Here is a 25,151-nt window from a genome sequence, read left to right on the forward strand (position 1 = left end):
TTCAATAATTCGTGATAACTCCCGCGGCCGTCCCGTCGCAGAATGGGCCGACATGGAAACCGCCAAACGCGTGCTGATCGTCGAGGACGATGCCCACATCGCCGAGCTGCTGCGCATGCACCTGCACGACGAGGGCTATGCCGTGACCCATGCGGCCGACGGCGATGCGGGCGCACGCGAACTCGAGCGCGGCAGCTGGGACGCGCTGATCCTCGACCTGATGCTGCCCGGCATCGACGGCCTCGAGATCTGCCGCCGCGCTCGCGCCATGACGCGCTATACGCCGATCATCATCACCAGCGCACGCTCGAGCGAAGTGCACCGCATCCTCGGGCTGGAGCTGGGGGCCGACGACTACCTGGCCAAGCCCTTCTCGGTGCTGGAGCTGGTGGCACGCGTGCGTGCGCTGCTGCGGCGCACCGAGGCGATGGCGCGCAACGCGCGCATGGCGTCGGGCCGGCTCGATCTCGGCAACCTGGGCATCGACCCGGTGGCGCGCGAGGTCTGGGTCGACCGCAAACCGATCGAACTCACGCCGCGCGAGTTCGACCTGCTGTATTTCTTCGCGCGCCATCCGGGTCGCGTGTTCTCGCGGCTCGACCTGCTCAACCAGGTCTGGGGCTACCAGCACGACGGCTACGAGCACACGGTCAACACGCACATCAACCGGCTGCGCATGAAGATCGAAGCCGACCCGGCCGAGCCGCGCCGCATCCTGACGGTCTGGGGGCGCGGCTACAAGCTGGCGCCCTCCGACGCGCAAGAGGCCGCAGCATGAAGACGGGCTTCGCTTCGGCCAGCCTCTCGCGCCGGCTGTCGGCCGTCTTCGCGGTGCTGCTGCTGGCCTGCTGCGGCGCCTCGGCCTGGCTGCAGTGGTCGGCCGGCGGACGGCACGAGCAGGAGGTGACGCAGCGCCTGTCGATGGGCCTGGCCACCCACATCGCGGGCCATGCCGCGCTGATGCGCGCCGACGGTCTCGACGACACCGCCGTGCGCGCGCTCTTCGACCAGCTGATGGCGGTCAACCCCAGCGTCGAGGTCTATCTGCTGGCGGCCGACGGCCGCATCGTCGCGCAGGCCGCGCCGCCAGGGCATCTCAAGCGCGACCGCGTCGACCTGGCGCCCATCCGCCGCTTGCTGGGCGGCGCGGCGCTGCCGGTGTTCGGCGACGATCCGCGCGGCGAGGGCGGGCGCAAGGTCTTCAGCGCCGCGCCGCTGCAGGCCGACGGGCGCGACGCGGGCTACGTCTACGTGGTGCTGTCGGGCGAGGACCGCGACGCCGTGGCCGCCAACGTCGCGGCCGGCAGCGTGATGCGCACCACGCTGTGGTCGATGGCGCTGGTTGCGATGCTGGGCCTGGTGGCGGGGCTGGTCGCCTTCCGGCTCATCACGCGGCCGCTGCGCGAACTGACCGGCGCGGTCGAGCGCTTCGAGCGCGAGGGCGTGGCCTCGCTGGAGCAGGCCGCCCCTGCGCTGGACCGCGTGGCGCAAGGCGGCGGCGAGATCGGCCTGCTGGGCCAGGCCTTCCAGAAGATGGCGCAGCGCATCGCCGAGCAATGGCGCGAGCTCACGGTGCAGGACCAGCAGCGGCGCGAACTCTTCGCCAACATCTCGCACGACCTGCGCACGCCGCTGACCTCGCTGCACGGCTACCTCGAGACGCTGCAGATGAAGGCCGACACGCTCGCGCCTGCCGAGCGCCGCCGCTACCTGGAGATCGCGCTCGGCCAGAGCCGCAAGGTCGGCCGGCTCGCGCAGGCGCTGTTCGAACTGGCGCGGCTGGAGTACGGCGTGGTCAAGCCCGAGAAGGAACGCTTCGCGCTGGCCGACCTGGTGCAGGACGTGTTCCAGAAGTTCGAACTCGCGGCCGAGGCGCGCAAGCAGCGTCTGGTGGCCGACATCGCGCAGGGCCTGCCGGCCGTCCACGCCGACCTGGGCATGATCGAGCGCGTGCTCACCAACCTGCTGGACAACGCGATCCGGCACACGCCCGAAGGTGGCGAGGTCAAGGTCCGGTTGTCGGGCGAGGGCGCGGGCATACGCGTCGAGGTGAGCGACACCGGGCCGGGCGTGCCGCAGGAACTGAAGCCGGTGATCTTCACGCGGCCCGCGTTCGCGGCAGGCCGCCAGCGTGAAGGCGGGCTGGGGCTGATGATCGTCTGGCGCATCCTGCAACTGCATGGCAGCGACATCCGGCTGGAGCCGCACGAGGGGCGAGGGGCGGTCTTCAGCTTCGGGCTGCAATAAAAGAAGGTGACAGTGCTTGACTTCGAGTGCGCTCGAACTTCGAGAATGCACGCATGGACTCTCCGCTCAGCATCGACCAGGTGTCGCACCGCACCGGTCTCACGGCGCACACGCTGCGCTACTACGAACGCATCGGCCTGATCGCTGCGGTGACGCGCGCTTCCGGCGGCCAGCGCCGCTATGCGGCCGCTGACCTCGAATGGATCGGTTTTTTGCTGCGCCTGCGCGAGACCCGCATGCCGATCGCCCAGATGCAGGCCTTCGCCACCTTGCGCAGCCAGGGCGATGCCACGGCCGCGCAGCGGCGCCAGATGCTCGAGACGCACCTGGCCGAGGTACAGGCGTCCATCGCCGAGATGCAGCTCGCTGCCGGCATCCTGACCGACAAGATCACGCACTACCGCGCCGTCGAGCGCGGCCCTCATTCATCGCAAAAGGAAAAAGCAGCATGAAGCAACGTTCCATCGGCCAGAGCGGCCTCCAGGTCGGGGCGCTCGGCCTCGGGTGCATGGGCATGTCGGAGTTCTACGGCGAAACCGACGACGCCCAGTCGCTGGCCACGCTCGATCACGCGCTCGACGCGGGCGTAAGCCTGTTCGACACCGCCGACGCCTACGGCTTCGGCCTCAACGAGGCACTGCTGGGCCGCTTTCTCAAAGGCAAGCGCGAGCGCGTCACGGTCGCCACCAAGTTCGGCCTGGTGCGCAAGCCCGGCAGCTACGAGCGCCGCGTCGACAACTCGCCCGACTACATCCGCTCGGCCTGCGAGGCCTCGCTGCGCCGGCTGGGCGTGGAGACCATCGACCTCTATTACATCCACCGGCTCAACCTCGAGACGCCGCTGGAGGATTCGATCGGCGCCCTGGCCGAACTGGTGAAGGCCGGCAAGGTCCGCGCCATCGGCCTGTCGGAGGTCTCACCCGAGACGTTGCGGCGCGCGGCCGCGCTGCATCCGATCGCCGCCGTGCAGAGCGAATACTCGCTGTGGACGCGCGACCCGGAGCAGGGCGTGCTGCAGGCCTGCCGCGAGGTGGGCGCGGCCTTCTGCGCCTACAGCCCGCTGGGCCGCGGCTTCCTGACCGGCCAGGTCACGAGCGACACGCTCGACGCCAAGGACTTCCGCCGCTCCAACCCGCGCTTCGCCGAAGAGAACCTGCAGGGCAACCTGCGCATCGTCGAGACGGTGAAGGCGCTGGCGGCCGAGAAGGCCTGCACGCCGGCCCAGCTCGCACTGGCCTGGCTGCTGGCGCAGGGCGACGACGTGATCCCGATCCCGGGCACCAAGCGCATCCGCTACCTCGACGACAACCTGGGCGCGCTGAACGTCGTGCTGTCGGCCGACGATCTGGCCCGCATCGGCGCGGCGCTGCCGATCGGCGTGGCGGTGGGCGGGCGCTACACAGACGAAGGAATGAAGGGCTTGAACGCTTGAACGCCGCGGCTCAGCGCACGCGCGCCGACAGCTTGCGGTAGACCGTCGCGCGGCTGATGCCCAGCGTGCGCGCGGCCTCGGCCACGTTGCCGCGGGCCTCCTCGACCGCCTTGCGGATCAGCGCCGTTTCCACGTCGCGCAGCCGTGGGCGGGCCGAAGCGGGTGCCGTGCCGTGCGCCGGCAGTTCGGGCCAGGCCTGCAGGCGCAGGCCGGACCACAGCGGGATCTCGAGCGTGCGGTCTTGTCGGGCGGCGTCCCACAGCAGCCCCGTGGGCAGGGCGAACAGCGTGTCGGCCGCGGGTGCCGCGCCGGCCCCGGTACGCAGCGGCGCGTTCAGCATCTGCCGCGCGGCGGCATTGGCCGCGACCACGCGCGCATCGGCGTCGAGTGCGAGCAGTCCTTCGGATTCGTCGCCGCTCGCGCAGCCCGGCCAGTTCAGGCGCAGCATCAGCGCGTGCGGCTGCGCGCGCACCAGCGCGTTCCCGATGCTGCGCGCCGACCCGGCCGCCAGATGCCGCAGCTCGGGGCGTTCGACCGCCTGCACGCCGGTCAGGTCGAGCATGCCGATGCAGTCGCCCTGCGGCCCGAACAGCGGCGCGCCCGCGCAGCTGTAGATGCCGGTGTCGTCGAAGAAGTGTTCGGCGCGGTGCAGCCACACCGGCGCACGCTCGGCCAGCGCGGCCCCGATGGCCGAGGTGCCGACGGCGCGCTCCGACAGGTCGATGCCCACGCGGCCGATGTCGTGCGCGCGGCGCACCGAGTCGTCGCTGCCGGTCGGCAGCGCGCCGACCTCGATCACGATGCCGTCGGCATCGGTCAGCAGCGCGAAGTAGCGGGTGTCGGCGATGGCGCGCGACAGCCGCGCAAGCACCGGGCGCGCCGCAACCAGCAGCGCCTGGTGGCGTTCGTCCGTGTCGCGCACCGCGGTGGGCGACACCGGCTCGAAGCTCAGCCGCTGCTGCGGCCGGTGGCCGGCCGCCAGGCAGCGGCGCCAGGAGCGCAGCAGCCAGGGTTCGACCGGCGCGGCCAGGGCCAGGTCCTCGCCATGGATGCACTGCCGGCGCGCCTGGGCGATGGCAAGGAGGCGGCTGCCGTCGCGGGGCGAATGGGCGGGAGTGGTGATCATCTTGGGGTGAGGCGAAGCGGCGGCAGGGGGCGCGAAGCGGGGCGCGCTGTGCCATTTTGAGAATTTCACGGCCGACCTGCAAGCGGCAAGGGTTTTGCCTAGGGTAGGCCCCCGACCCCGCGCACAAGATGCCTGGGCCTGTTCACCCTATTTCCGGGGATCGCGACCCCGGAAATAGGGTGAACAGGCCCCAACCAGCCATCACCTACACGGAGACAGCCACATGCAGGTTTCTTTCACCGTCAACGGCCGCGCGGCCACGGTCGACGCCCCGCCCAACACCTTCCTCGTGCACGCGATCCGCGAGCATCTGCACCTGACCGGCACCCACGTAGGCTGCGACACCGCCCAGTGCGGCGCCTGCACCGTGCATGTGAACGGCCGCGCGATCAAGTCCTGCAACGTGCTCGTGGCCCAGGTGGCCGGCGCCGAGATCACGACCATCGAGGGCGTGGCCGAGGCCGACGGCACCATGCATCCGATGCAGGCGGCCTTCAAGGAGTGCCACGGCCTGCAGTGCGGCTTCTGCACCCCGGGCATGGTGATGAGCGCCATCGACCTCTGCACCTACCACCCGAACGCCAGCGAGACCGAGGTGCGCGCGCTGCTCGACGGCAACCTGTGCCGCTGTACGGGCTACCAGAACATCGTGAAGGCCGTGCAGTTGGGTGGCAAGAACATGACCGCGGCGGCTGGCAAGCCCGTCACGGCCTGAGGAGCACGCCATGGGTGCATCCGATTTCGCCAAGCTCCCGCACATCGGCGAGGCCATCCGCCGCAAGGAGGACTACCGCTTCCTGACCGGTGCCGGCAACTACACCGACGACGTGACCATGGCCGCGCAGAGCCATGCGATCTTCGTGCGCTCGCCGCACGCGCACGCCACCATCCGCTCGGTCGACACCGCCGAGGCGCTGAAGATGCCCGGTGTGATCGGCATCTTCAGCGGCAAGGACATCGAGGGCAAGATGGGCGGGCTGCCCTGCGGCTGGCTGATCAACAACCCCGACGGCACGCCGATGAAGGAGCCGCTGCACCCGATCCTGGCGATCAAGAAGGTGCGCTACGTCGGCGACCACGTCGCGATGGTGGTGGCCGAGACGGTGGAGCAGGCCAAGAACGCGGCCGAGGCCGTGGTGGTCGACTACGACGTGCACACCGCGCTGGTCAGCGTGGCCGACGCCGCGAAGAAGCAGAGCGGCGTGACGATCCACGACGAGGCGCCCGACAACCAGTGCTACAAGTGGACGCTGGGCGACAAGGCCGGTGTCGACGCGGCCTTCGCCAATGCGGCGCATGTGACGCAGCTCGACCTGGTCAACAACCGGCTCATCCCCAACCCGATCGAGCCGCGCGTGGCCATCGGCAACTACAGCCGGGCGACCGAGGAGTACGTGCTTTACGTGTCGAACCAGAATCCGCACGTCGAGCGCCTGCTCATGACGGCCTTCGTGCTGGGCCTGCCCGAGCACAAGGTGCGCGTGATCGCTCCCGACGTGGGCGGCGGCTTCGGCTCCAAGATCTACCTCTATGCCGAAGACGTCTGCCTGACCTGGGCCGCCAAGCAGCTCAACCGCAGCATCAAGTGGACCGGCGAGCGCTCGGAGTGTTTCCTGTCCGACGCGCACGGCCGCGACCATGTGAGCCATGCCGAGATGGCGATGGACAAGGACGGCAAGTTCCTCGCGATGCGGGTGCACACCGACGCCAACCTGGGCGCCTACCTGTCGACCTTCTCCACGGCCATCCCGACCATCCTCTACGCCACGCTGCTGGCCGGCCAGTACGCCACGCCGCAGATCTACGTCGAGGTCGATGCCTGGTTCACCAACACCGCGCCGGTCGATGCCTACCGCGGCGCAGGGCGGCCCGAAGCGACCTACCTGCTCGAGCGGCTGGTGTCGCGCTGTGCCTGGGAAATGAACCTTGCGCAGGACGAGATCCGGCGCCGCAATTTCATCAGCAGCTTCCCCTACCAGACGCCGGTGGCGCTGCAGTACGACACCGGCGACTTCCCCGCCTTGCTGAACCGCGCGAACGAACTGGCCGAGGTCTCGGGCCTGGCTGCACGCCGGGCCGAGAGCGAGAAGAACGGCAAGCTGCGCGGCATCGGCTATTCCAGCTACATCGAGGCCTGTGGCCTGGCGCCATCGAACGTGGCGGGCGCACTCGGTGCGCGTGCCGGCCTGTTCGAAGCCGGCGAGGTGCGCGTGCATCCGACCGGCAGCGTGACGGTGTTCACCGGCTCGCACAGCCACGGCCAGGGCCACGAGACCACCTTCGCGCAGCTGGTGGCGGCGCGCCTGGGCATTCCGGTCGAGAACGTCGACATCGTGCACGGCGACACCGGCCGCGTGCCCTTCGGCATGGGCACCTACGGCTCGCGTTCGCTGTCGGTGGGCGGCACGGCCATCATGAAGGCGCTCGACAAGATCGAGAACAAGGCCAAGAAGATCGCGGCCCACCTGATGGAGGCCAGCGACGCCGACATCGAGTTCGCCAACGGCGAGTTCACGGTCAAGGGCACCGACAAGAAGATCCCCTTCGGCCAGGTGGCGCTCACGGCCTACGTGCCGCACAACTACCCGCTCGACAAGCTCGAACCCGGCCTCAACGAGACGGCCTTCTACGACCCGACCAACTTCACCTACCCGGCCGGTACCTACATCTGCGAGGTCGAGATCGACAAGGGCACGGGCGAGGTCACCATCGACCGCTTCACCGCGGTCGACGACTTCGGCACCATCATCAACCCGATGATCGTGGAGGGCCAGGTGCACGGCGGCATCGTGCAGGGCATCGGCCAGGCGCTGATGGAGAACTGCGTCTACGACAACGAGACGGGGCAACTGCTCACCGGCAGCTTCATGGACTACGCGATGCCGCGCGCCCAGGACTTCCCCAACTTCAAGCTCGACACCTTGAGCACGCCCTGCACCCACAACCCGATCGGCTCCAAGGGTTGCGGCGAGGCCGGTGCCATCGGCTCGCCGCCGGCGGTGATCAACGCGGTGCTCGACGCGCTGGCGCCGCTGGGCGTCAAGGACTTCGACATGCCCGCGTCGCCGCACCGCGTGTGGGAGGCGATGCAGAAGGGCGCCACCACGCCGACCCAGCAACCGCAGACCCCGTCGCTCGCCGCGAGCACCCAGGGCCGTCCGCCCGTTTGAACCAGGAGCGACATCCATGTATCCCTTCACCCTCGAACGTCCGGCCAGCGTGGCCGATGCCGCGAAGCTCGCCACTGCCGGCGGCAAGCCGCTGGCCGGCGGCCAGACCCTGCTGGCCTCGATGAAGCTGCGGCTCTCGGCGCCCGAACAGCTGGTCGACCTCGGCGGCATCGCCGAACTCGCGACCATCAAGAAAGAAGGCGACGCCTTCGTGATCGGCGCGATGGCGCGCCACCTCGACGTGGCGAACCATGCCGAGATCAAGGCTGCCTACCCGGCGCTGGCCGACCTGGCCTCCCGCATCGGCGACCGCCAGGTGCGCGCCATGGGCACGCTCGGCGGCTCGGTCGCCAACAACGACCCGGCGGCTTGCTACCCGAGCGCCGTGCTGGGCTCGGGCGCGACCATCGTCACCGACCAGCGCGAGATCGCGGCCGACGACTTCTTCCAGGGCCTGTTCACCACCGCGCTGGCCGAGGGCGAACTGATCACCGCGATCCGCTTCCCGATCCCGAAGCGCGCGTACTACGAGAAGCTGCGCCAGAAGGCCTCGCATTTCCCGCTGGTCGGCGTGTTCCTCGCGCAGTACGACGCGGGTGTGCGCGTGGCCATCACGGGTGCGGGCAACGGCGTGTTCCGCCATGCCGGTCTGGAAGATGCGCTCAACAAGAGCTTCACGCCCGAGGCGGTCGCGGCGGTGAAGATCGATGCGAGCGACCTCAACAGCGACCTGCATGCATCGGCGGCGTACCGGGCGAACCTGATCACGGTGCTGACGCAGCGGGCGGTGGGGAAGGCGCTGGGCTGAGGACTCGAAGACGGACTGCCGGACGCAGAGGACGCAGAGATTTCGCAGAAGACGCAAAAAACATCCAGTTTGAGTTGTCACTTCTGCGTTCTCTGCGGAACCTTTGCGAGATCCGCGTCCGGAAGTCCGTTCCCTCATCCGCTACCCTCACTCATGACCTTCCCCAGCATCGATGCCGTCACTCTCGCGCTCCAGGGCGCGGGCTACTTCGCCGACCGCCGGCTCGCCACCGCCGTGTTCCTCGCGCTCAAGCTGCAGCGCCCGCTGCTGCTCGAAGGCGAGCCCGGCGTGGGCAAGACCGAACTGGCCAAGGCGCTGTCCATCGCCCTGCAACGCGAGCTGCTGCGCCTGCAGTGCTACGACGGCCTGGAGCAGCGCGAGGCGCTCTACGAATGGAACTACGCAGCGCAGCTGCTGCACATGCGCGCGGCCGAAGCCCACGGCGCTTCGAGTGACATCGAATCCGAGGTCTACCAGCCCCGCTACCTGATCCGCCGCCCCCTGCTGCAGGCGCTGCAGACGCCGGCCCCCGGCGCGGTGCTGCTGATCGACGAGGTGGACCGTGCCGACGAGCCCTTCGAGGCCTTCCTGCTCGAGTACCTGGGCGAGTACCAGGTGAGCATTCCGGAGCTCGGCACCGTGGCGGCCGTGGTGCCGCCGGTCACCATCCTCACCAGCAACCGCACGCGCGAACTCAACGACGCGGTCAAGCGCCGCTGCCTCTACCACTGGCTCGACTACCCCGAGCGCGAGCGCGAACTCGCGATCGTGCGCGCGCAGGTGCCCGAGGCCGGCGAGGCGCTGTCGCGCCAGGTGGCGGACTTCATCGGACGCGTGCGCAGCATGCCTTTCGCCAACGCCTTCCAGCGCGCACCCGGCATCGCCGAGAGCGTGGAGTGGGCGCGCGCGCTGGTCGCGCTCGATGCGCTGGTGCTCGACCCCGAAGTGGTGGTCGACACCGCGGGCATCCTGTTCAAGCAGCGCGACGACGTGGCCGCAGTGACGCAGGCGCTGGCGGCCGAGCTGCTGAGGCCCGAGGAGGCGGGGGCATGAAGACCGGACGCAGACGACGCGAAGGTTTCGCGAAAGAAAGCCAAAAGAAACCAAAAGAATTTCGGGTCTTCTTTTCATTGGGATTTTTCGCGTCCTTCGCGAAACCTTCGCGTCCTCTGCGTCCGGCCAAGTCCGAATTCGATACCGCGCCGTGGAACAGCTAGGAGACGCACGCCGCGGCAAGATGGCCGGCAACATCGCCGGCTTCGGCCGCGCGCTGCGCCGCGCCGGCGTGCCCACCGACGCGTCGCGCATCGCACTCGCCACCGAGGCCGCGGTGTGGGTCGGCGTCGATGCGCGCGAGGACCTCTGCGCCGCGATGGAGGCCGTGATGGTCAGCCGTGAACAGGACCGTGGCGTGTTCCGCGAACTGTTCGACGCCTGGTTTCGCGACCCCGAGCTCGCCAACAAGATGCTCGCGCAGATGCTGCCCAGCGCCGAGGGCAAGATGGAGCCGTCCAAGCGCCGGCCTCGGGTGCGCGAGGCCCTGGCCGCGCCGCGCGACGCCGATCTGCCCGCGCAGAGCGATCGCGAGGTCGACTTCGACGCGGCCATGACGGCCAGCGACCTGCAGCGCCTTCAGCATGCCGACTTCAACGCGCTGGGCGCGGCCGAGTACCGGTTGGTCGAGCGGCTGGCGCGCGACATCGCGCTGCCCGTGCCCACGCTGCCGTCGCGCCGCCTGCGTGTGGTGGCCGGCGGCGGCGCGCATGCGCGCATGCACTGGCCCGGCGTGCTGCGCGAGGCGGCCCGCACGGGCGGAGAGATGCTGCGCCTGCCGCGGCTCGCGCGCCGCGCGCAGCCCTTGCCGCTCTTGGTGCTGATCGACGTGTCGGGCTCGATGGAACGCTACGCGCGGCTGCTGCTGGCTTTTCTGCACGCGGCCACGCGCCGGGCGGGGCGGCGCGACGTGTTCGCCTTCGGCACGCGCCTGACCGACCTGACCCCGGCCTTCGCCATCGCCGATGCCGACGCGATGCTGGCCGCAGCCAGCGCCGCCATCGACGATTTCGCGGGCGGTACGCGCCTGGGCGATTCGCTGCACGAACTCCGGCGCACGCATGCACGGCGGCTCACCGGCCGCCGCACGATGGTGCTGGTCATCAGCGACGGGCTCGACACCGGCGAGCCGACGGTGCTGGAAGACGAACTGCTCTGGCTCAAGCGGCACGCCCGGCGCGTGCTGTGGCTCAACCCCCTGCTGCGCTTCGAGGGCTATGCCCCCCTTGCGCGCGGTGCGGCCATCCTGCACCGCCATGCGGACGCGATGCTGGCGGTCCACAATCTCAACGCGCTCGGCCAGTTGGCCACGAGCCTGGCGACGCTGATGCGCGCGGGCCGATAGCAGCGCATCGCCCACGACACAAGGAAGAACACCATGGAAATGCTCGGCAACCGACGCCTCGGCGTCACGCAGCAACAGGCGTGGGAAGCGCTCAACGACCCCGAAACGCTGAAGAAATGCATCCCCGGCTGCGACAAGTTCGAGCTGACCGGCGACGACCAGTACAGCGTCACCGCCGCGGTCAAGGTCGGTCCGGTGTCGGCCAAGTTCTCCGGCAAGGTCACGCTCACCGACATTGCGCCGCCCGACGGCTACAAGCTCAGCTTCGAAGGGCAGGGCGGCGTGGCCGGCTTCGCCAAGGGCGCCTCGAGCGTCACGCTCAAGCCGGTGGCCGACGACGCCGGCGCCTGCGAACTCGACTACACGGTGCAGGCCCAGGTCGGCGGCAAGATCGCCCAGCTCGGCCAGCGCCTGATCGACGGCGCCGCCAAGTCCACCGCCGACGATTTCTTCAAGCGCTTCGACGCCGAAATGCAGCGCCGCTACGGCCCCCCACCGGCCGAGGCGGACGCGGCGGTCGAGGAGAAGAAGGGCGCGGTGGCCGGCTTCATGCAGAAGATCGGCCTGGGCGGCAAGAAGGACGCGGACGCGAGCTGAACCGGCGATGGAAAACCTCGACGTGATGGTGCTGCGCACGCTGCGCGACTGGCGCCGCGCCGGCCGGCGCGCGCTGCTCACGACCGTGGTGCGCACCTGGGGCTCGTCGCCGCGCCCGGTGGGATCGATCATGGCCCTGGCCGAGGACGGTGCGGTGGTCGGTTCGGTCTCGGGCGGCTGCATCGAAGACGACCTGATCGCGCGCTACAGCCGGCTGCACGGCGCGGCCGAGCCGATGCCGCCTGCCGGTGCGCCGGCGCTGGTCAAGTACGGCATCACGGCCGACGAGGCGCACCGCTTCGGCCTGCCCTGCGGCGGCACGCTGGAGCTGCTGCTCGAATACGACCCCGACGCCGCATCGCTCGACACGCTGGTGGCCGCGCTCGAACGCGGCCAGCTGATGCAGCGCACCGTGTCGCTGGCCGACGGCGGCGTGCGGCTGGCCGAATCGGGCGCGCCCGACGCCTTGCACGTCGACGCGCAGGCCCTCACCAACACCTTCGGCCCCGAGTACCGCATGCTGCTGATCGGCGCGGGCCAGCTGGCCGAGTACCTGTCGACCATGGCCCAGTTCAGCGGCTTCGCGGTCACGCTGTGCGACCCGCGCGTGGAGTACCGCAGCGCCTGGTCGGTGCCCGGCGTGGCGATCACCACCGAAATGCCCGACGACGCGGTGGCGGCCTTCCGGCCCGACCGCCGCAGCTGCGTGGTGGCGCTCACGCACGATCCGAAGCTCGACGACCTGGCGCTGCTCGAGGCGCTGGCCAGCGAGGCCTTCTATGTCGGCGCCATCGGCTCGCGGCGCAATGCCGAGGCGCGGCGCGAACGCATGGTCGAACACTTCGGCCAGACGGCCGCCTCGCTGGCGCGCCTGCGCGGCCCGATCGGCATCTACATCGGCAGCAAGACGCCGCCCGAGATCGCGGTCAGCGTGATGGCGGAGATCCTCGCGGTGAAGAACGCGGTCACGCTCCCGCGCGAGACCGAGGTGGCCAACGCCAAGGCGCTGCAGGAAGAAGCCGGTTGAGCGCGCTGGCGTGCCGGGCCGACTGCGGTGCCTGCTGCACCGCCCCCTCGATCAGCAGCGCGATCCCCGGCATGCCCGACGGCAAGCCCGCCGGCGTGCGCTGCGTGCAGCTCATGGCCGACCAGCGCTGCGCGATCTTCGGCCAGCCGCAGCGGCCCGCGTGTTGCGGCGGCCTGCAGCCATCGCGCGAAATGTGCAGCGACTCGCGCGGCCGGGCGATGATCTGGCTCACCGAGCTGGAGCTGGCCACCGCGCCTGGATGAACACCCCATGCGCATTCCTACCGTTCCCGTGATCGCCATCCATGGCGGCGCCGGCACCGTGCAGGCGTCTGCACTCGACACGGCCGCGGCCGCTCGTTATCACGACGCGTTGCAAGGCATCGTGCGGGCCGCGCAGGCTCTGCTGAACGAGGGCGCGAGTGCGCTCGATGCGGTGTGCCTGGCGGTGGCCCTGCTGGAAGACTGTCCGCTCTTCAATGCGGGCCATGGCGCGGTGTTCACCGCCGACGCCACGCACGAACTCGATGCCGCCGTGATGAGCGGTGCCGACCTTGCGGCGGGTGCGGTGGCGGGCGTGAGCCGGCTGCGCAACCCGGTGCGCGCGGCACGCGCGGTGCTCGACGACGGCCAGCATGTGCTGATGGCCGGCGCGGGCGCCGAGGCCTTCGCCATCGCACGGGGCATTGCGGCGGTCGACCCGTCGTACTTCTCGACCGCCTTCCGGCGCGACCAACTGGAGCGCGCCCGCTCTGCTCAACGCGTGGTGCTGGACCACGACGGTGCGCCGCTGAATGAAGACCGCAAGCTGGGCACCGTCGGTGCAGTGGCGCTCGATGTGCACGGCCACCTGGCGGCCGCCACCTCGACCGGTGGCATGACCAACAAGCGCGTGGGCCGCATCGGTGATTCGCCGCTGATCGGTGCCGGCACCTACGCCGACGACCGCGGCGCCGCGGTGTCGTGCACCGGCACCGGCGAGGCCTTCATCCGCATCGCGGCGGCCTACGACGTCAGCGCGCGCATGCGCTACGCGGGCGCGACCTTGACCGAAGCCGCCGAGACGGTGGTGCGGCAGAGCCTGACCGGTCTGGGCGGCAGCGGCGGCCTGATCGCGCTCGATGCCACGGGCCGGCTGTGCATGCCCTTCAACACCGAAGGCATGTACCGCGCCCATGCACGCGGCGCCGAGGCGCCGCGGAGCGCGATCCACCGCTGAGCGCTCATTCCGCGATGTCGGCCCCGCGCGCCGCCAGCAGGCCGCGCAGCAGCGAGCGGTGGCAACGCGCTTCGTCCTCGCAGTAGCAGCCGACCGCGATCGATGCGTGGTGCGACAGCGCGGCCAGCAGGTCGAGGCTGCGGCTCGCGTCGGGCTCGGCCATCTCGCGCTGGTAGTGGCGAGTGAAAAGCGCCCACTGTGCAGATGTCTCGGCCAGCTGGCCCAACTTCATGGTCTCGGCCGAGGGCGCGAGGTTCGGGTACCAGACGTCGTACCAGTCCTGGCTGGCGAATTCGGTCTTGGGCACGCCACGCGGCGGGCGCCGCACGGTGCCGATGCGCAGGCCTTCGCCGGGGCTGCGCGGACTGCCGAGGCGGACGATGTGAACGGGCATGGCGGTCTCCTCTTTCCGAATGATCGCGATCAGCTGCCGACGATGCCCCCGTCGCGCCGCTGCACCACCACCGTGGCCGAGCGCGGCCGGGTGCTGACCGGCGTCGCGCCATCGGGCCACGCAGGCTGCAATGCGCCCGTGGCTGCGTCGACGCGTTCGCCCGGATGCTGCACGTTGACGAACAGCGTGCGCCGGTCGGGCGTGAGCACGCAGCCGGTGATCTCGCAACCGTTCGGGCCGACCAGGAAGCGGCGGATGCGTCCGCTCGCCGGGTCGGCGCACAGCAGCTGGTTGTTGCCCATCGGCGCCTGCGTGGCGCTGCCCCGGCGCTCGGTGCCGCCCATGTCGGTCTGCACCCAGAGCAAGCCGCCGCGGTCGAAGTGCAGGCCGTCGGGCGAACCGAAGGCGTCGTCGTCGGCCTGCGGATAGCGTGCGCCCGCGCCGGGTTGCGCAGGGTCGCCGGCCAGCACGAAGTGGTCCCAGGCGAAGCCCAGGCCCGCGGCATCGCCGTCGTCCTCGCGCCAGCGCAGGATGCCGCCCGAGACGTTGCGCTCGCGCGGATTGGCCGCATCGGCCGCGGGCTGGCCCGGCTCGCCGCGCAGGATGTTGTGGGTGAGCGTGACGTAGACCTCGCCGGTCTGCGGATGCACCGCGATCCATTCGGGCCGGTCCATCTTCGTGCCGCCGACCACGTCGGCCGCGAGTCGCGCATGGAGCAGCACCTGCGCGGGGTCCGCGAAGCCGCTGGCGGCGTCGATGCCGTCGCGGCCGTGCGTGAGTTCGAGCCAGCGGCCGCGGCCGTCGGCGTCGTAGCGCGCGACGTAGAGCGTGCCGGTGTCGAGCAGCGTACGGTTGGCCGCGCGTGCCGCCGCGTCCTGGCCCGGACGCACGGTGTCGCGGCTCACGAACTTGTAGATGTACTCGAAGGCTGCGTCGTCGCCCATGTAGACCGCCACGCGGCCGTCGCGGGTCAATCTGCAGGTCGCGCTCTCCTGGCGCTTGCGGCCGAGCGCGGTGCGCTTGACCGGCGTGGACTTGGGGTCGAAGGGGTCGATCTCGACCACCCAGCCGAAGCGGTGCGGTTCGTTGGGATGCTTCGACAGGTCGAAGCGCTCGTCGAAGCGCCAGTATTCCACCCATTGCGTGCCGGCCACGGTGCCGTAGCGTCTCTGGGCTGGCGTGGCCTCGGCCGCGGCCTGTTTGGGGCCGCCGAAGTAGCCGTGGAAGTTTTCTTCACAGGTGAGGTAGGTGCCCCAGGGCGTGACACCCATCGCGCAGTTGGCGAAGGTGCCCAGCGCACGCGTGCCCGCGGGGTCGGCGGCGGTGCGCAGCCAGGGCGTGCCGGCGGCCGGGCCGGCGATGCGCATCGGCGTCGCGCCGTGGATGCGGCGGGCGTAGCGCGAGGGCAGCACCTGACGCCAGCCTTCGGTGGTGCGCTGGATTTCGATCACCGAGACGCCCATCGCATGCAGCGACTTGCGCACCTTCTCGGCGGTCCAGTGGCCCACGCCGTCGGTGTGCAGCCAGCGCTCGTCGGTGTACTCGTGGTTCATCACCAGAAGCCCGCGCCGGCCGTCCGATCCGAGCGGAAAGAAATGCATGCCGTCGTGGTGCATGCCGGCCTGCAGCGCCTGCTCGGCCGCGCTGTTGCTGCCGTCGGGCGCGAAGGCCGGCATGGCGCCGGCGATGCCGGTCGGCGTGCCCCAGGGGTAGAGAATTTCGGCGGCGTACTCGGCCGGCAAGGTGATGCCGTCGTGCAGCGTGATGGGCACCGGGCCGAAGCCCAGCATCGGAGGTGAGGGCGTGCGCGGCGCGCCAACGGCGGACGGGCCCAGCAGGGCCACCAGCGCAGCGGCGCCGGATTGCAGGAAGACGCGGCGGTCGAGGCTCATCGTCTCGCCGTGCACGGAAGGGGGGGAGGGCAGGCTTGCATCCCCCAATGATGCCGCGCCCGCGGCGGGGGCTCAGCGCGTCGTTTCGGGGCCCTGGTTGGCCAGGCCCACCGTGGGCAGGCGGCACTCGATCACCGCATTCAGCGTGCCATTGGAAAGCACGTAGCGCACCTCGGTCACTTCCATGCGCTGGACCGTGGCGTCGTCGAGGCCGGTTTCGATGATCTCGCCCAGGCGGGGCACCGCGCTTGCGGCATCGAGCTGGATGTCCTGGGCCGTTCCGTTGGTCAGCAATCTCAGTAGGGTGGGCATGGGTGTCGCTCCTGGAGCATGAAAACCATGACTCTGCCGCGCCGCGCTGGCGGCCCCTGTGGGGCAACACGCATCGGGTACGCAGGACGGCGCGGGCGAGGGGTTTGACAACGACAGCCGGGCGCCAGGTTTCGCGCCAAGTGGTGGCCCTTCCTGCCTGTGAGGAGGCCGACATGAGAGTCGCGTGAAGTGAGGGCGTCGTCTCCCGCGCCGGCGGCAGTCGGTCTAGAATGAGAACCATTCTTGTTTAAGGGCGGCCCGTGCCGTCGTGCCCTGCCGCCATGTCCGCCGCCGAACCTGTTCTGCATTCGCACATCCGCATGCTCTACAGCGCACACCACGGCTGGCTGCAGGGCTGGCTGCGCAAGAAGCTGGGCAACGCCTTCGACGCGGCCGACCTGGCACAGGACACTTTCGTGCGCCTGCTCTCTGCCCCCGACGACACGCCCGAGAAGCAGGGCGACTGGCAACTGCGCGAACCGCGGGCCTACCTGACGGTCATTGCCAAGCGGCTGATGGCCAACCTGTACCGGCGCCGCTCGCTCGAGCAGGCCTACCTCGAGGCGCTGGGCGCAATGCCCGAGCCGATGGCGCCGTCGCCCGAGCAGCAGGCCATCCTCCTCGAGACGCTGCAGGAGATCGACGCCATGCTCGACGGCCTGGCGCCCCCGGTGCGCACGGCCTTCCTGCTGGCGCAGCTCGACGGGCTGGGCTACGCGGAGATCGCAGTCGAGCTCTCGGTGAGCGAACGCACTGTCAAGCGCTACATGGCCGAGGCGATGGCACGCTGCATCCTGCTGACGAACGAATGAGCGCCATCCACGAGGACGTGGCCCTGCAGGCCGCGCAATGGTTCTTTCTGATGAACTCCGGCGAGGCGACGGCTGCGGATCGCCAGCGCTGGTCGCAATGGCGCGCCGCCGACCCCATGCACGACATCGCCTGGCAACGTGCCGAACGCGTGAGTCTCAAGTTCGACCTGCTGCCACGCCCGCTCGCCGCCCCGGTGCTCGGCCGCTCGGTGCGCGTCGACCGGCGTGCGGCCGTGAAGGCGCTGGCGCTGCTGGTCGCGGCCGTGCCCATGGGCTGGCTGGCCTGGCGCACCGTGCCCGCACGCGAATGGCTGGCCGTGCACCGCACCGCGACGGGCGAACGGCGCGAACTGCGGCTGCCCGACGGGACGCGCCTGCAACTCAACACCGCGAGCGCGCTCGACGTGGCCTACGACGAACGCGTGCGCCTGCTGCGGCTGCGTGCTGGGGAGATCCTGGTCGAGACCGCGCCGGATGCGGTGCCGCCCGATCATCCCGGCTACCGACCGCTGGTGGTCGAGACCACGCAGGGTCGGCTGCGTGCGCTCGGCACGCGTTTCGTGGTGCGGCAGTTCGACGACGGGCGCAGCCATGTCGCGGTGCTCGAAGGCGCGGTCGAGGTGCGGCCGGACCGTGCCGCGGATCGGCCCGTGGTGGTGCATGCGGGCGAGCAGGCGGGCTTCTCGTCAGCCGCTGTGGAGGCGGTCACTGCGGCCGGCCCGCAGGTCGACGACTGGTCGCGCGGCATCCTGCGCGCCCGCGACATGCGGCTGCAGGACTTCGTGGTCGAACTGGGTCGCTACCGCCCCGGCGTGCTGCGCTGCGATCCCGCGGTGGCCGAGCTGCGCATCTCCGGCGTGTTCCAGCTGCGCGACACCGGGCCGGTGCTCGACAGCCTGCCGCAGGCGCTGCCGGTGGACGTGCTGTATCGCACGCGCTACTGGGTGACGGTGGTCGCGCCGGGCACCTGAAGCCGGTCGTGGCGGGATGCGTCGCCGCGCACCGGAGATTTTTTCGACGGACCGTGGCCCTTTTCCCTCTCTCGCGTGTGAAGCCTTGAGGAACAACAACTTCACACCCTTCCGGAGAGAGAAATCATGGCCCGCCGCCGACCTGCTTCCGCTTTCGTTCTTCACACCCCTTCGCGCCGCGTGCTTTCGCTCGCCGTCCATGCAGCCGTGCTGGCCATGGGCTTCGCATCGGCCGGCGCCTCGGCGCAGTCCGCCGCATCCACCATGGCCGCCGCACCCGAGACACTCAAGGTCTATCGCATCGCGGCCGGCCCGCTCGATGAAGCGTTGGGCGGCTTCGCGGCCGCGGCCGGCGTGAGCATCACCGTGCCGCCCGCGCTGGTGCAGGGCAGGAGCACGCGCGGTCTCGACGGCGGCTTCAGCGTGCGCGAAGGCTTCGCGCGGCTGCTGGCCGGTTCGGGCCTCGAAGTGACCGGCGGTGCGGGCGGCGCCTTCGCGCTGCGCCGGGCCGTGGCCGGCGACACCGAGGCGAGCGGCAGCACGCTGGCCTCGGTCACCGTGACGGCGCAGGCGGAGCGCTCGGCGACCACCGAAGGATCGCGTTCGTACGCGGCACGCGCCACCACCATCGGCAAGGGCACGCAGGCGCTCAAGGACATCCCGCAATCGGTCAGCGTGATGACGCGCCAGCAGCTCGACGACCAGGGCATCACCGACCTGCGCGACGCCGCCAACCTCGTGACCGGACTGGTCGGTGCCAAGGGCATCGGCCCGGGCATGGTGCTGTCGGCGCGCGGTTTCCAGATCGATGCCTGGCAGTACGACGGCGTGCCGATCTCGCGCAACAACTACGCGCTGGGCAACTGGGGCACCGAAGGCATGGTGTTTTTCGACCGCATGGAAGTGCTGCGCGGTGCCTCGGGCCTGCTGCAGGGCGCGGGCAGCCCCGGCGGCGCGGTCAACCTGGTGCGCAAGCGAGGGCTGGCGGACAGGACGGTCACACTCACGACCAAGGCCGGTTCATGGGACCGCTACGGCGTGCAGCTCGATGCGGGCGGGCCGCTCAATGCCGAAGGCTCGCTGCGCGGGCGCGTGGTGCTGGACGAGGCGCGCGGCCATTCCTTCATCGACTACGTGAACGGCCGCACGCATTCCTTGTATGCCGCGCTGGACTACGACATCAGCCCCGACACCACCGTCGGCCTGGGCCTGAGCCGCTCGGACCACAAGGGGCGCCCGATGATTCGCGGCCTGCCGCGCTATCCCGACGGCAGCGACATCGGCCTGCCGCGCTCGACCTATGTCGGCGCGTGGTGGAACCGGTCGGAGATCGAGCAGACCACGCTGTTTGCCGACCTGTCGCATCGCTTCGATCCGGATTGGACGCTCAAGGTCGCGGCCCTGCGCATGAGCGAGAAGAACACCGCGCTGCACCAGCGCATGCACGGCAACGTCGCAGCCGACGGCAGCGGGCTGACCTTCGCCAACTGGGTCACCGACTTCGATTCGGTCAAGACGGGCGTCGATGCGCACGTCAACGGCCGCTTCCGTGCGTTGGGCCTGGAGAACGAGGTCACTTTCGGTGCCGACTATTCGAAGTACACCTCCACCGACCTGACCGCGCGCACTTTCCAGCCCGGCGGCAACATCTTCGCCATCGACCACGACCGGCCCCTGCAGAGCCTCGCGCTGATCATGGCGCAGGGCGGCGTGCGCAGCGACTCCACCTACGACGTGGAACAGAAGGGCATCTACGGCACCTGGCGCATGAAGCTGAGCGATCCGCTGACCGCCATCGTGGGCGCGCGCGTGAGCTGGTACGACTACCTCTACACCGCCGCCCGGCCCTCGCCCAATACGACGCACGGCGAGGTCACGCCCTATGTCGGCCTGGTCTACGCGCTGAACCCGCAATGGTCGGCCTACGGCAGCGTGACCAGCGTGTTCGAGTCGCAGTCCGAACGCACCGTCGGGGGCCAGGTGCTGGACCCGATCACCGGCACCAACTACGAGCTGGGCCTGAAGGGCGAGCTCATGGACGGCCGCGTGAACACCTCGTTCGCGGTCTTCCGCTACGACCACAAGAACCGGGCGGTGAACGACGAGGCATCGGGCTACGCGTGCGACGGTTGGTACTGCGCGACGCCGTCGGGCAAGGTGCGCAGCCAGGGCCTCGAGGCCGAGCTGAGCGGCGAAGTGCTGCCGGGCCTGCAGGCGATCGCCGGCTACACCTACAACACGACCGAGTTCCTGCGCGACCCCACCAACCAGGGCAAGGTGTTCAGCCAGTGGACGCCCCGGCACATGCTGCGCGTGTGGACCGACTACCGCCTGCCCGGCGAGTGGAACCGGCTCAGTATCGGCGGCGGCGTGACCCTGCAGAGCCACACGCTGGGCTACGACCGCACGTTCAAGGTGCCGGGCTTCGACGTGTGGGGTCTGCGCCTGGCCTACCAGGCGACGCCGGAGCTCAGCTTCGCGGTCAACCTGAACAACGTGTTCGACAAGCGCTACTGGACGCCCGGTTATGCCGAGAAGAACGGTGCCAACGAGTACGGCGACCCGCGCAACGTGATGTTCACGGTGAAGTACACGCCGAAGCTTTAAGGAGCTGTCGACGCCCGTCACCGGGCGTCGATTCGGTCCCTAGAACTTGCCGCGCAGGGTCACTGTGGCGCTGCGCGGCTCGCCGTAGAAGTTGCCCCAGGCCGGCGCGCCGATGGTCTGGTAGTAGGTCTTGTCGAACAGGTTGGCCACATTGAGCGAGGCCGACCAGTGGCGGTTGATCTGGTAGCCGATGCGCGCGCCCCAGACCGCGTACGAGGCCTGCTCCAGCGTGATGGCGCCGGTGGTGCGCGTGCTGGCGGTCTGGAAGTTCACGCCGCCGCCCAGGGTCCAGGCGTTGAGCGTGCCGGGCAGGCGGTAGTCGGTCCACACGCGCAGCATGTGCTTGGGCGAGTAGGTGCTGGCGAAGTCCAGGCCGGCATCGGCGGTGTTGTTCAGGTACTTGAAGTGGTTGAAGGTGTAGCCCGCGAACACCTGCCAGCCGCGCGCCAGCTCGCCGCTGATCTCCGCATCGAGCCCCTGGCTGCGCACCTTGCCGATGGACACCGAGCAATAGGTGCTCACGGTGCAGACATTCACCAGGTCTTCCTGTGCGCGGTTGCTCTGGTCGATGCGGAACAACGCGAGCGAGGCGTTGACCTTGCCGTCGGCCAGCTCGCCCTTCAGGCCCGCTTCGTAGTTGCGGCCCTTGATGGGCGGCAGCAGCTCGCCCGCGGCCGTGATCGCGTTCTGCGGCTGGAAGATGTCGGCATAGCTCACGTAGGCCGACCACTGCGGGTTGAAGGCATAGACCAAGCCGCCGTAGGGCGTCAGCACGCCGCTTTCGCTGAAGGGTGCGCTGGTCGCGGCACCGGTCAGGCGGTCGGTGTTGTCGCGCTGGAAGCGCGTGATGCGGGCGCCGGCGACCAGCGTCAGCGGGTCGCTGAGGCTCAGGCGTGCGACGCCGTAGGCGCCCGATTGCGTCAGGCGCGCCTCGGTGTCGCCGCCGCGGTACCGGTTGGCCACGAAGGTGGCGTTGCTCGGTTCGGCGATGGCCGAGACCGGGTCGAAGACGTTGTTGCGCACGCCCGGCAGCTGGATCAGCGAGAAGTCGCTGTGGTTGAACATGCGACCGGTGCTGGCACCGAAGCTCACCGAATGCCGCCGGCCGAAGGCATCGAACTTGCCATCGACCGCGAGGTCCAGCGTCTTGTTGTCGGTCTCGAAATCGAACAGGCCGCCGTACATCACGTTGCCGGCCAGGGTGCTTGGGTTCACGGCTCCGAGCGCGAAGGCGTACTTGATGTCCTGCTGCTCGCGCACGTAGCCCGCGGTGAGCTTGAGCGACCAGTCGGCGTCGAAGCGATGCGCGAGCTCGGCGAAGACCGACGTCTGTTCGTTCTGCCATCTATTCCAGTCGGCCGCCAGATAGGTCGAGCGGCGCAGGTGCAGGTCGGCGCCGGTGGCGTAGCGCGGCAGGCCCTGGAAGAAGGGCGTGGAATTCAGCTTCTCGTGGCTGGCACCGATGGTGAGCACGGTCTGCGGCCCGATGTCGGCCTCTAGCACGCCGTACAGCACGCCGGTGCGGCTCTTTGCCGTGTCGTAGAAATAGTCGCGGTCGTTGGCGCTCGCCACCACGCGGCCGCGCAGCGTACCGGCCTCGTTCAGCGGGCCGCTGGCATCGACCTCGGTGCGCAGGTTGTTCCACGAACCCGCGCTGGCCGACAGCTGCAGTTGCTTGTCCGCCGTCGGGCGCTTGCGCACCATGTTGATGGTGGCGCTCGGCGCGCCGGCGCCCTGCAGCAGGCCGGTGGCGCCACGCACCACCTCGACCCGGTCGAGGGTGGCGGCGTTGCTCGTGAAGCTGTTGGCCTGCGGATAGTAGAAGGCGCGGTTCACGCCGTCGTACTGGTAGGCGTCCACGCGGAAGCCGCGCGAGAAGACGTAGCGGCCGCCCATCGGGCTGTCGTACATCGTGATGCCGGTGGTCTGGGCCAGCACGTCGTCGATGGTGTGCAGGTTCTGGTCGTCCATCTTCTGGCGCGTGACCACCGTGATGGACTGCGGGATTTCCTTCAACGTCTGCTCGCCCTTGCCGACCGTCACGATGCGGCTCGCGTACGAGCCGGTGCCTTCGGTGGTCGCGCTGCGTTCGGCCTGCGCCGTGACGCGCACTTCGGCGAGCGTGTTCGTGCCGGCCTGCGCGGGCGTGCTCGCACCTGCGCCGGGCACCGACTGACGCAGCGTGTAGCCACCTCCCGCGCGCGGCACCGCGTCGAGCCCCGTGCCGGCGAGCAGGCGGGCGAAACCATCGCCCACCGCATGGCTGCCGCGCAGCCCCGCGGTCTGGCGGCCTTCGGTCAGCGAGGGGTCGAAGGACAGCGTGACGCCGGCCTGGGCGGCGAAGCGCGAGAGCGCGGGACCCAGGGCGCCGGCGGGGATGTCGTCGCTGGCGCTGGCGGCGGCCGGCGGGTTCGCCTGCGCCACCGCACCGCCCGTGGCGGCGAGCGCAAACGCCAGGCACAGCGTGCGCACGCCCTGGGTCACGGCGCTCGGCGACGTGGGCAGGCGGCGGGAATCGAGCCGCAGGGGCGCGGTGCGGGAGGGATGCAATGCCATGGTCGTTGGTCCTGTTCTTGCCGTGCTCACAGCACGGCTCCATGGCTTGCCCGACGACGCACGAAAAAGGGACAGGGTTGCGCGAAAAAAACTGCGAGATCAGCTCGGCAGCACCGTCACCCACCAGCGTGTGCGCGTGACCACCTGCACCGGCAGCGTGCTCGCCACCATCGACAACACGTAGTCGGTGTCGCGCAGCTGAAAGGCGCCGGAGATGCGCAACTCGGCCACCTCGGGGCTGCAGTGGAGCAGGCCGGGCCGGTAGCGCGACAGCTCGGCGCAGAAGTCGGCCAGCCGCATGCGCTCGGCGTAGAGCACGCCCTGCGTCCAGGCCTGGCTTTCGGGCGACACCGCCGCCAAGGCCGAGGCGCCCTGGCCACGCAACAGCGTCTGCTGGCCGGCCGGCACCACCAGCGCGGGCGACGAGGCGTCGCGCAAGGTGACCTCGACCGCACCTTCGGTCACGGCCAACCGGATGTCGGACCGCGCTTCTTCGCCGTCCTGCCGCACGGTGAAGCGCGTGCCCAGTGCGCGCAGCCGGCCTTGCGTCGTCTCGACGATGAAGGGGCGTGCGTCGGCGGCGGTCGTGAGCTGGATCGCGCCCGCGCGCAGGTGCACCGTGCGTCGGGTGCCGTCGATGCGGACGTCGATCGCGCTGCCGGTGTCGAGCAGCACGCGGCTGCCGTCGGCCAGCCGCACTTCGCGCCGTTCGCCTGTGGCGGTGCGGTGGTCGGAAGTCCAGGCGTCCCAGGGCGCGAGCCGCCAGCCCAGCCAGGCGGCCGGCGCGGCGGTGGCCAGCAGGGCCAGCGTGCGCAACGCGGCGCGGCGGTTGTCGCGGGCCTGGCGCGCCAGCACCGGCACCCCGACCGTGGCGGGCACGGCGCCGAATTTCTGCGACAGCCGTTCGGCGCGCTGCCAGGCGTGTTCGTGCGCCGGGTCCGCCTTGCGCCAGGCCGCGCAGGCGGCGTGATCGGCTTCGCCGGCACGGCCCGAGTGCAGCCGCACCAGCCATCGGGCGGCCTCGCGCAGCACCGCGGCGTCGGGGGCGGGCGGTGGCAAGGCGCTCATTCCACGACCGCCAGGCAACGCTCGAAGCCCTGTGCCATGTAGCGCTTCACCGTGCGTTCGCTGACGGCCAGGCGCTCTGCGATCTGCGCATAGGTCAAGCCTTCGAGCTGCGACAGCACGAAGGCCTCGCGCGCCTTGGGCCCCAGGCCGTCGAGCATGGCGTCGATCTCGTCCAGCGTCTGCAGCAGCTGCAGCCGTTCTTCCGGCGACAGCGCCAGCGCCTCGGGCATCAGCGCGAGCGCCTCGAGGTAGGCACGCTCCAGCGCCTGCCGCCGCCAGTGTTCGCTGACCACGCCCTTGGCCAGCGTGGTCAGGTAGGCGCGCGGTTCGCGCAGCGCGGGCAGCGCCTGCGGTCGCAGCAGCACGCGAACGAAGGTGTCTTGCGCGAGATCGGCCGCGCTGTGCGCGCAGCCCAGGCGCCGGCGCAGCCAGGTGCTGAGCCAGCCATGGTGCGCGGTGTAGAGCGCCTGCACGGAGTGGAGGTCGGCGGAAGGCATGAAGAACAGGAGTGAGAGG

The 25,151-nt window shown here is 70.1% G+C and carries 24 protein-coding genes; 17 read left to right on the forward strand and 7 right to left on the reverse strand.

The window, feature by feature from the left end; translation table 11 throughout:
- The first annotated feature begins 52 nt into the window (after window positions 1–52).
- The 4 genes from ACSFBC_RS11255 to ACSFBC_RS11270 are packed head-to-tail and all read left to right on the forward strand — an operon-like array spanning window position 53 to window position 3,679.
- Window positions 53–778 carry a response regulator transcription factor gene (locus ACSFBC_RS11255; RefSeq protein WP_435510407.1) on the forward strand — a complete coding sequence of 242 codons (726 nt, stop codon included), beginning with the start codon at window positions 53–55 and terminating at the stop codon, window positions 776–778.
- Window positions 775–2,247: a sensor histidine kinase gene (locus ACSFBC_RS11260; protein ID WP_435510408.1), complete on the forward strand. Its 1,473-nt coding sequence runs from the start codon at window positions 775–777 to the stop codon at window positions 2,245–2,247. Before ACSFBC_RS11255 ends, ACSFBC_RS11260 begins: the two co-directional genes overlap by 4 nt.
- 53 nt (window positions 2,248–2,300) lie before the next feature.
- Window positions 2,301–2,699 (forward strand): MerR family transcriptional regulator, encoded by a 399-nt coding sequence (locus ACSFBC_RS11265; RefSeq protein ID WP_435510409.1) that lies wholly within the window; start codon window positions 2,301–2,303, stop codon window positions 2,697–2,699.
- Window positions 2,696–3,679 carry an aldo/keto reductase gene (locus ACSFBC_RS11270; RefSeq protein WP_435510410.1) on the forward strand — a complete coding sequence of 328 codons (984 nt, stop codon included), beginning with the start codon at window positions 2,696–2,698 and terminating at the stop codon, window positions 3,677–3,679. The genes ACSFBC_RS11265 and ACSFBC_RS11270 overlap by 4 nt, the downstream gene beginning before the upstream one ends.
- A 10-nt stretch (window positions 3,680–3,689) precedes the next feature.
- On the opposite strand, the gene ACSFBC_RS11275 is transcribed toward ACSFBC_RS11270, so the two are convergent.
- Window positions 3,690–4,805, reverse strand: a complete 1,116-nt coding sequence (locus ACSFBC_RS11275) for a helix-turn-helix domain-containing protein (RefSeq protein WP_435510411.1) — start codon at window positions 4,803–4,805, stop codon at window positions 3,690–3,692.
- A gap of 223 nt (window positions 4,806–5,028) precedes the next feature.
- On the opposite strand from ACSFBC_RS11275, the gene ACSFBC_RS11280 reads away from it, so the two are divergent.
- The 10 genes from ACSFBC_RS11280 (at window position 5,029) to ACSFBC_RS11325 (ending at window position 14,023) form a co-directional block, all read left to right on the forward strand.
- Window positions 5,029–5,520, forward strand: coding sequence for a (2Fe-2S)-binding protein (locus ACSFBC_RS11280; RefSeq protein WP_435510412.1), 492 nt, complete (start codon window positions 5,029–5,031; stop codon window positions 5,518–5,520).
- Between the two features lie 10 nt (window positions 5,521–5,530).
- Entirely contained in the window at window positions 5,531–7,975 is a 2,445-nt protein-coding gene (locus ACSFBC_RS11285) for a xanthine dehydrogenase family protein molybdopterin-binding subunit (RefSeq protein ID WP_435510413.1), read from the forward strand.
- Window positions 7,976–7,991: 16 nt separating this feature from the next.
- Window positions 7,992–8,783: an FAD binding domain-containing protein gene (locus tag ACSFBC_RS11290; protein ID WP_435510414.1), complete on the forward strand. Its 792-nt coding sequence runs from the start codon at window positions 7,992–7,994 to the stop codon at window positions 8,781–8,783.
- A gap of 153 nt (window positions 8,784–8,936) precedes the next feature.
- Window positions 8,937–9,836: an AAA family ATPase gene (locus ACSFBC_RS11295; protein WP_435510415.1), complete on the forward strand. Its 900-nt coding sequence runs from the start codon at window positions 8,937–8,939 to the stop codon at window positions 9,834–9,836.
- The gene (locus ACSFBC_RS11300) at window positions 9,833–10,000 is read left to right on the forward strand and encodes a hypothetical protein (RefSeq protein ID WP_435510416.1); all 168 of its coding nucleotides are present in this window, start codon (window positions 9,833–9,835) and stop codon (window positions 9,998–10,000) included. Before ACSFBC_RS11295 ends, ACSFBC_RS11300 begins: the two co-directional genes overlap by 4 nt.
- Window positions 10,001–10,020: 20 nt before the next feature.
- Window positions 10,021–11,181, forward strand: coding sequence for a vWA domain-containing protein (locus ACSFBC_RS11305; protein WP_435510646.1), 1,161 nt, complete (start codon window positions 10,021–10,023; stop codon window positions 11,179–11,181).
- A 33-nt stretch (window positions 11,182–11,214) separates the two neighbouring features.
- Window positions 11,215–11,778, forward strand: a complete 564-nt coding sequence (locus ACSFBC_RS11310; protein ID WP_435510417.1) for an SRPBCC family protein — start codon at window positions 11,215–11,217, stop codon at window positions 11,776–11,778.
- A gap of 7 nt (window positions 11,779–11,785) precedes the next feature.
- Entirely contained in the window at window positions 11,786–12,805 is a 1,020-nt protein-coding gene (locus ACSFBC_RS11315) for an XdhC family protein (protein WP_435510418.1), read from the forward strand.
- On the forward strand, window positions 12,802–13,068 hold the full coding sequence (locus tag ACSFBC_RS11320) for a YkgJ family cysteine cluster protein (RefSeq protein WP_435510419.1): 267 nt from the start codon (window positions 12,802–12,804) through the stop codon (window positions 13,066–13,068). The genes ACSFBC_RS11315 and ACSFBC_RS11320 overlap by 4 nt, the downstream gene beginning before the upstream one ends.
- Window positions 13,069–13,075: 7 nt before the next feature.
- Window positions 13,076–14,023, forward strand: a complete 948-nt coding sequence (locus ACSFBC_RS11325; RefSeq protein ID WP_435510420.1) for an isoaspartyl peptidase/L-asparaginase family protein — start codon at window positions 13,076–13,078, stop codon at window positions 14,021–14,023.
- A 4-nt stretch (window positions 14,024–14,027) separates the two neighbouring features.
- Here the strand turns inward: ACSFBC_RS11325 and ACSFBC_RS11330 are convergent, their stop codons facing one another.
- From ACSFBC_RS11330 to ACSFBC_RS11340, 3 genes are all read right to left on the reverse strand, one after another.
- Window positions 14,028–14,417 carry a DUF488 domain-containing protein gene (locus ACSFBC_RS11330; protein WP_435510421.1) on the reverse strand — a complete coding sequence of 130 codons (390 nt, stop codon included), beginning with the start codon at window positions 14,415–14,417 and terminating at the stop codon, window positions 14,028–14,030.
- A gap of 29 nt (window positions 14,418–14,446) precedes the next feature.
- Window positions 14,447–16,309, reverse strand: coding sequence for a PhoX family protein (locus tag ACSFBC_RS11335; RefSeq protein ID WP_435510422.1), 1,863 nt, complete (start codon window positions 16,307–16,309; stop codon window positions 14,447–14,449).
- Between the two features lie 72 nt (window positions 16,310–16,381).
- Window positions 16,382–16,621: a hypothetical protein gene (locus ACSFBC_RS11340; protein ID WP_435510423.1), complete on the reverse strand. Its 240-nt coding sequence runs from the start codon at window positions 16,619–16,621 to the stop codon at window positions 16,382–16,384.
- Between the two features lie 281 nt (window positions 16,622–16,902).
- Here ACSFBC_RS11340 and ACSFBC_RS11345 point away from each other — a divergent pair, with 281 nt between their 5' ends.
- From ACSFBC_RS11345 to ACSFBC_RS11355, 3 genes are all read left to right on the forward strand, one after another.
- Entirely contained in the window at window positions 16,903–17,433 is a 531-nt protein-coding gene (locus tag ACSFBC_RS11345; RefSeq protein ID WP_435510424.1) for a sigma-70 family RNA polymerase sigma factor, read from the forward strand.
- A complete protein-coding gene (locus tag ACSFBC_RS11350) occupies window positions 17,430–18,404 on the forward strand; it encodes a FecR domain-containing protein (RefSeq protein WP_435510425.1) in 975 nt (324 codons plus the stop codon). The genes ACSFBC_RS11345 and ACSFBC_RS11350 overlap by 4 nt, the downstream gene beginning before the upstream one ends.
- 126 nt (window positions 18,405–18,530) lie before the next feature.
- Window positions 18,531–21,011: a TonB-dependent siderophore receptor gene (locus tag ACSFBC_RS11355; protein WP_435510426.1), complete on the forward strand. Its 2,481-nt coding sequence runs from the start codon at window positions 18,531–18,533 to the stop codon at window positions 21,009–21,011.
- 39 nt (window positions 21,012–21,050) lie between these two features.
- Here ACSFBC_RS11355 and ACSFBC_RS11360 read toward each other — a convergent pair whose 3' ends face one another.
- The 3 genes from ACSFBC_RS11360 to ACSFBC_RS11370 form a co-directional block, all read right to left on the reverse strand.
- Window positions 21,051–23,567 (reverse strand): TonB-dependent siderophore receptor, encoded by a 2,517-nt coding sequence (locus ACSFBC_RS11360; protein ID WP_435510427.1) that lies wholly within the window; start codon window positions 23,565–23,567, stop codon window positions 21,051–21,053.
- Between the two features lie 99 nt (window positions 23,568–23,666).
- Entirely contained in the window at window positions 23,667–24,635 is a 969-nt protein-coding gene (locus ACSFBC_RS11365; RefSeq protein WP_435510428.1) for a FecR domain-containing protein, read from the reverse strand.
- Window positions 24,632–25,132, reverse strand: a complete 501-nt coding sequence (locus ACSFBC_RS11370; protein WP_435510429.1) for a sigma-70 family RNA polymerase sigma factor — start codon at window positions 25,130–25,132, stop codon at window positions 24,632–24,634. The genes ACSFBC_RS11365 and ACSFBC_RS11370 overlap by 4 nt, the downstream gene beginning before the upstream one ends.
- Between the last annotated feature and the right edge of the window lie 19 nt (window positions 25,133–25,151).

Origin of the sequence: Variovorax frigidus, from assembly GCF_051216515.1 — a bacterium.
In the GTDB taxonomy this organism is placed as follows: domain Bacteria; phylum Pseudomonadota; class Gammaproteobacteria; order Burkholderiales; family Burkholderiaceae_C; genus Variovorax.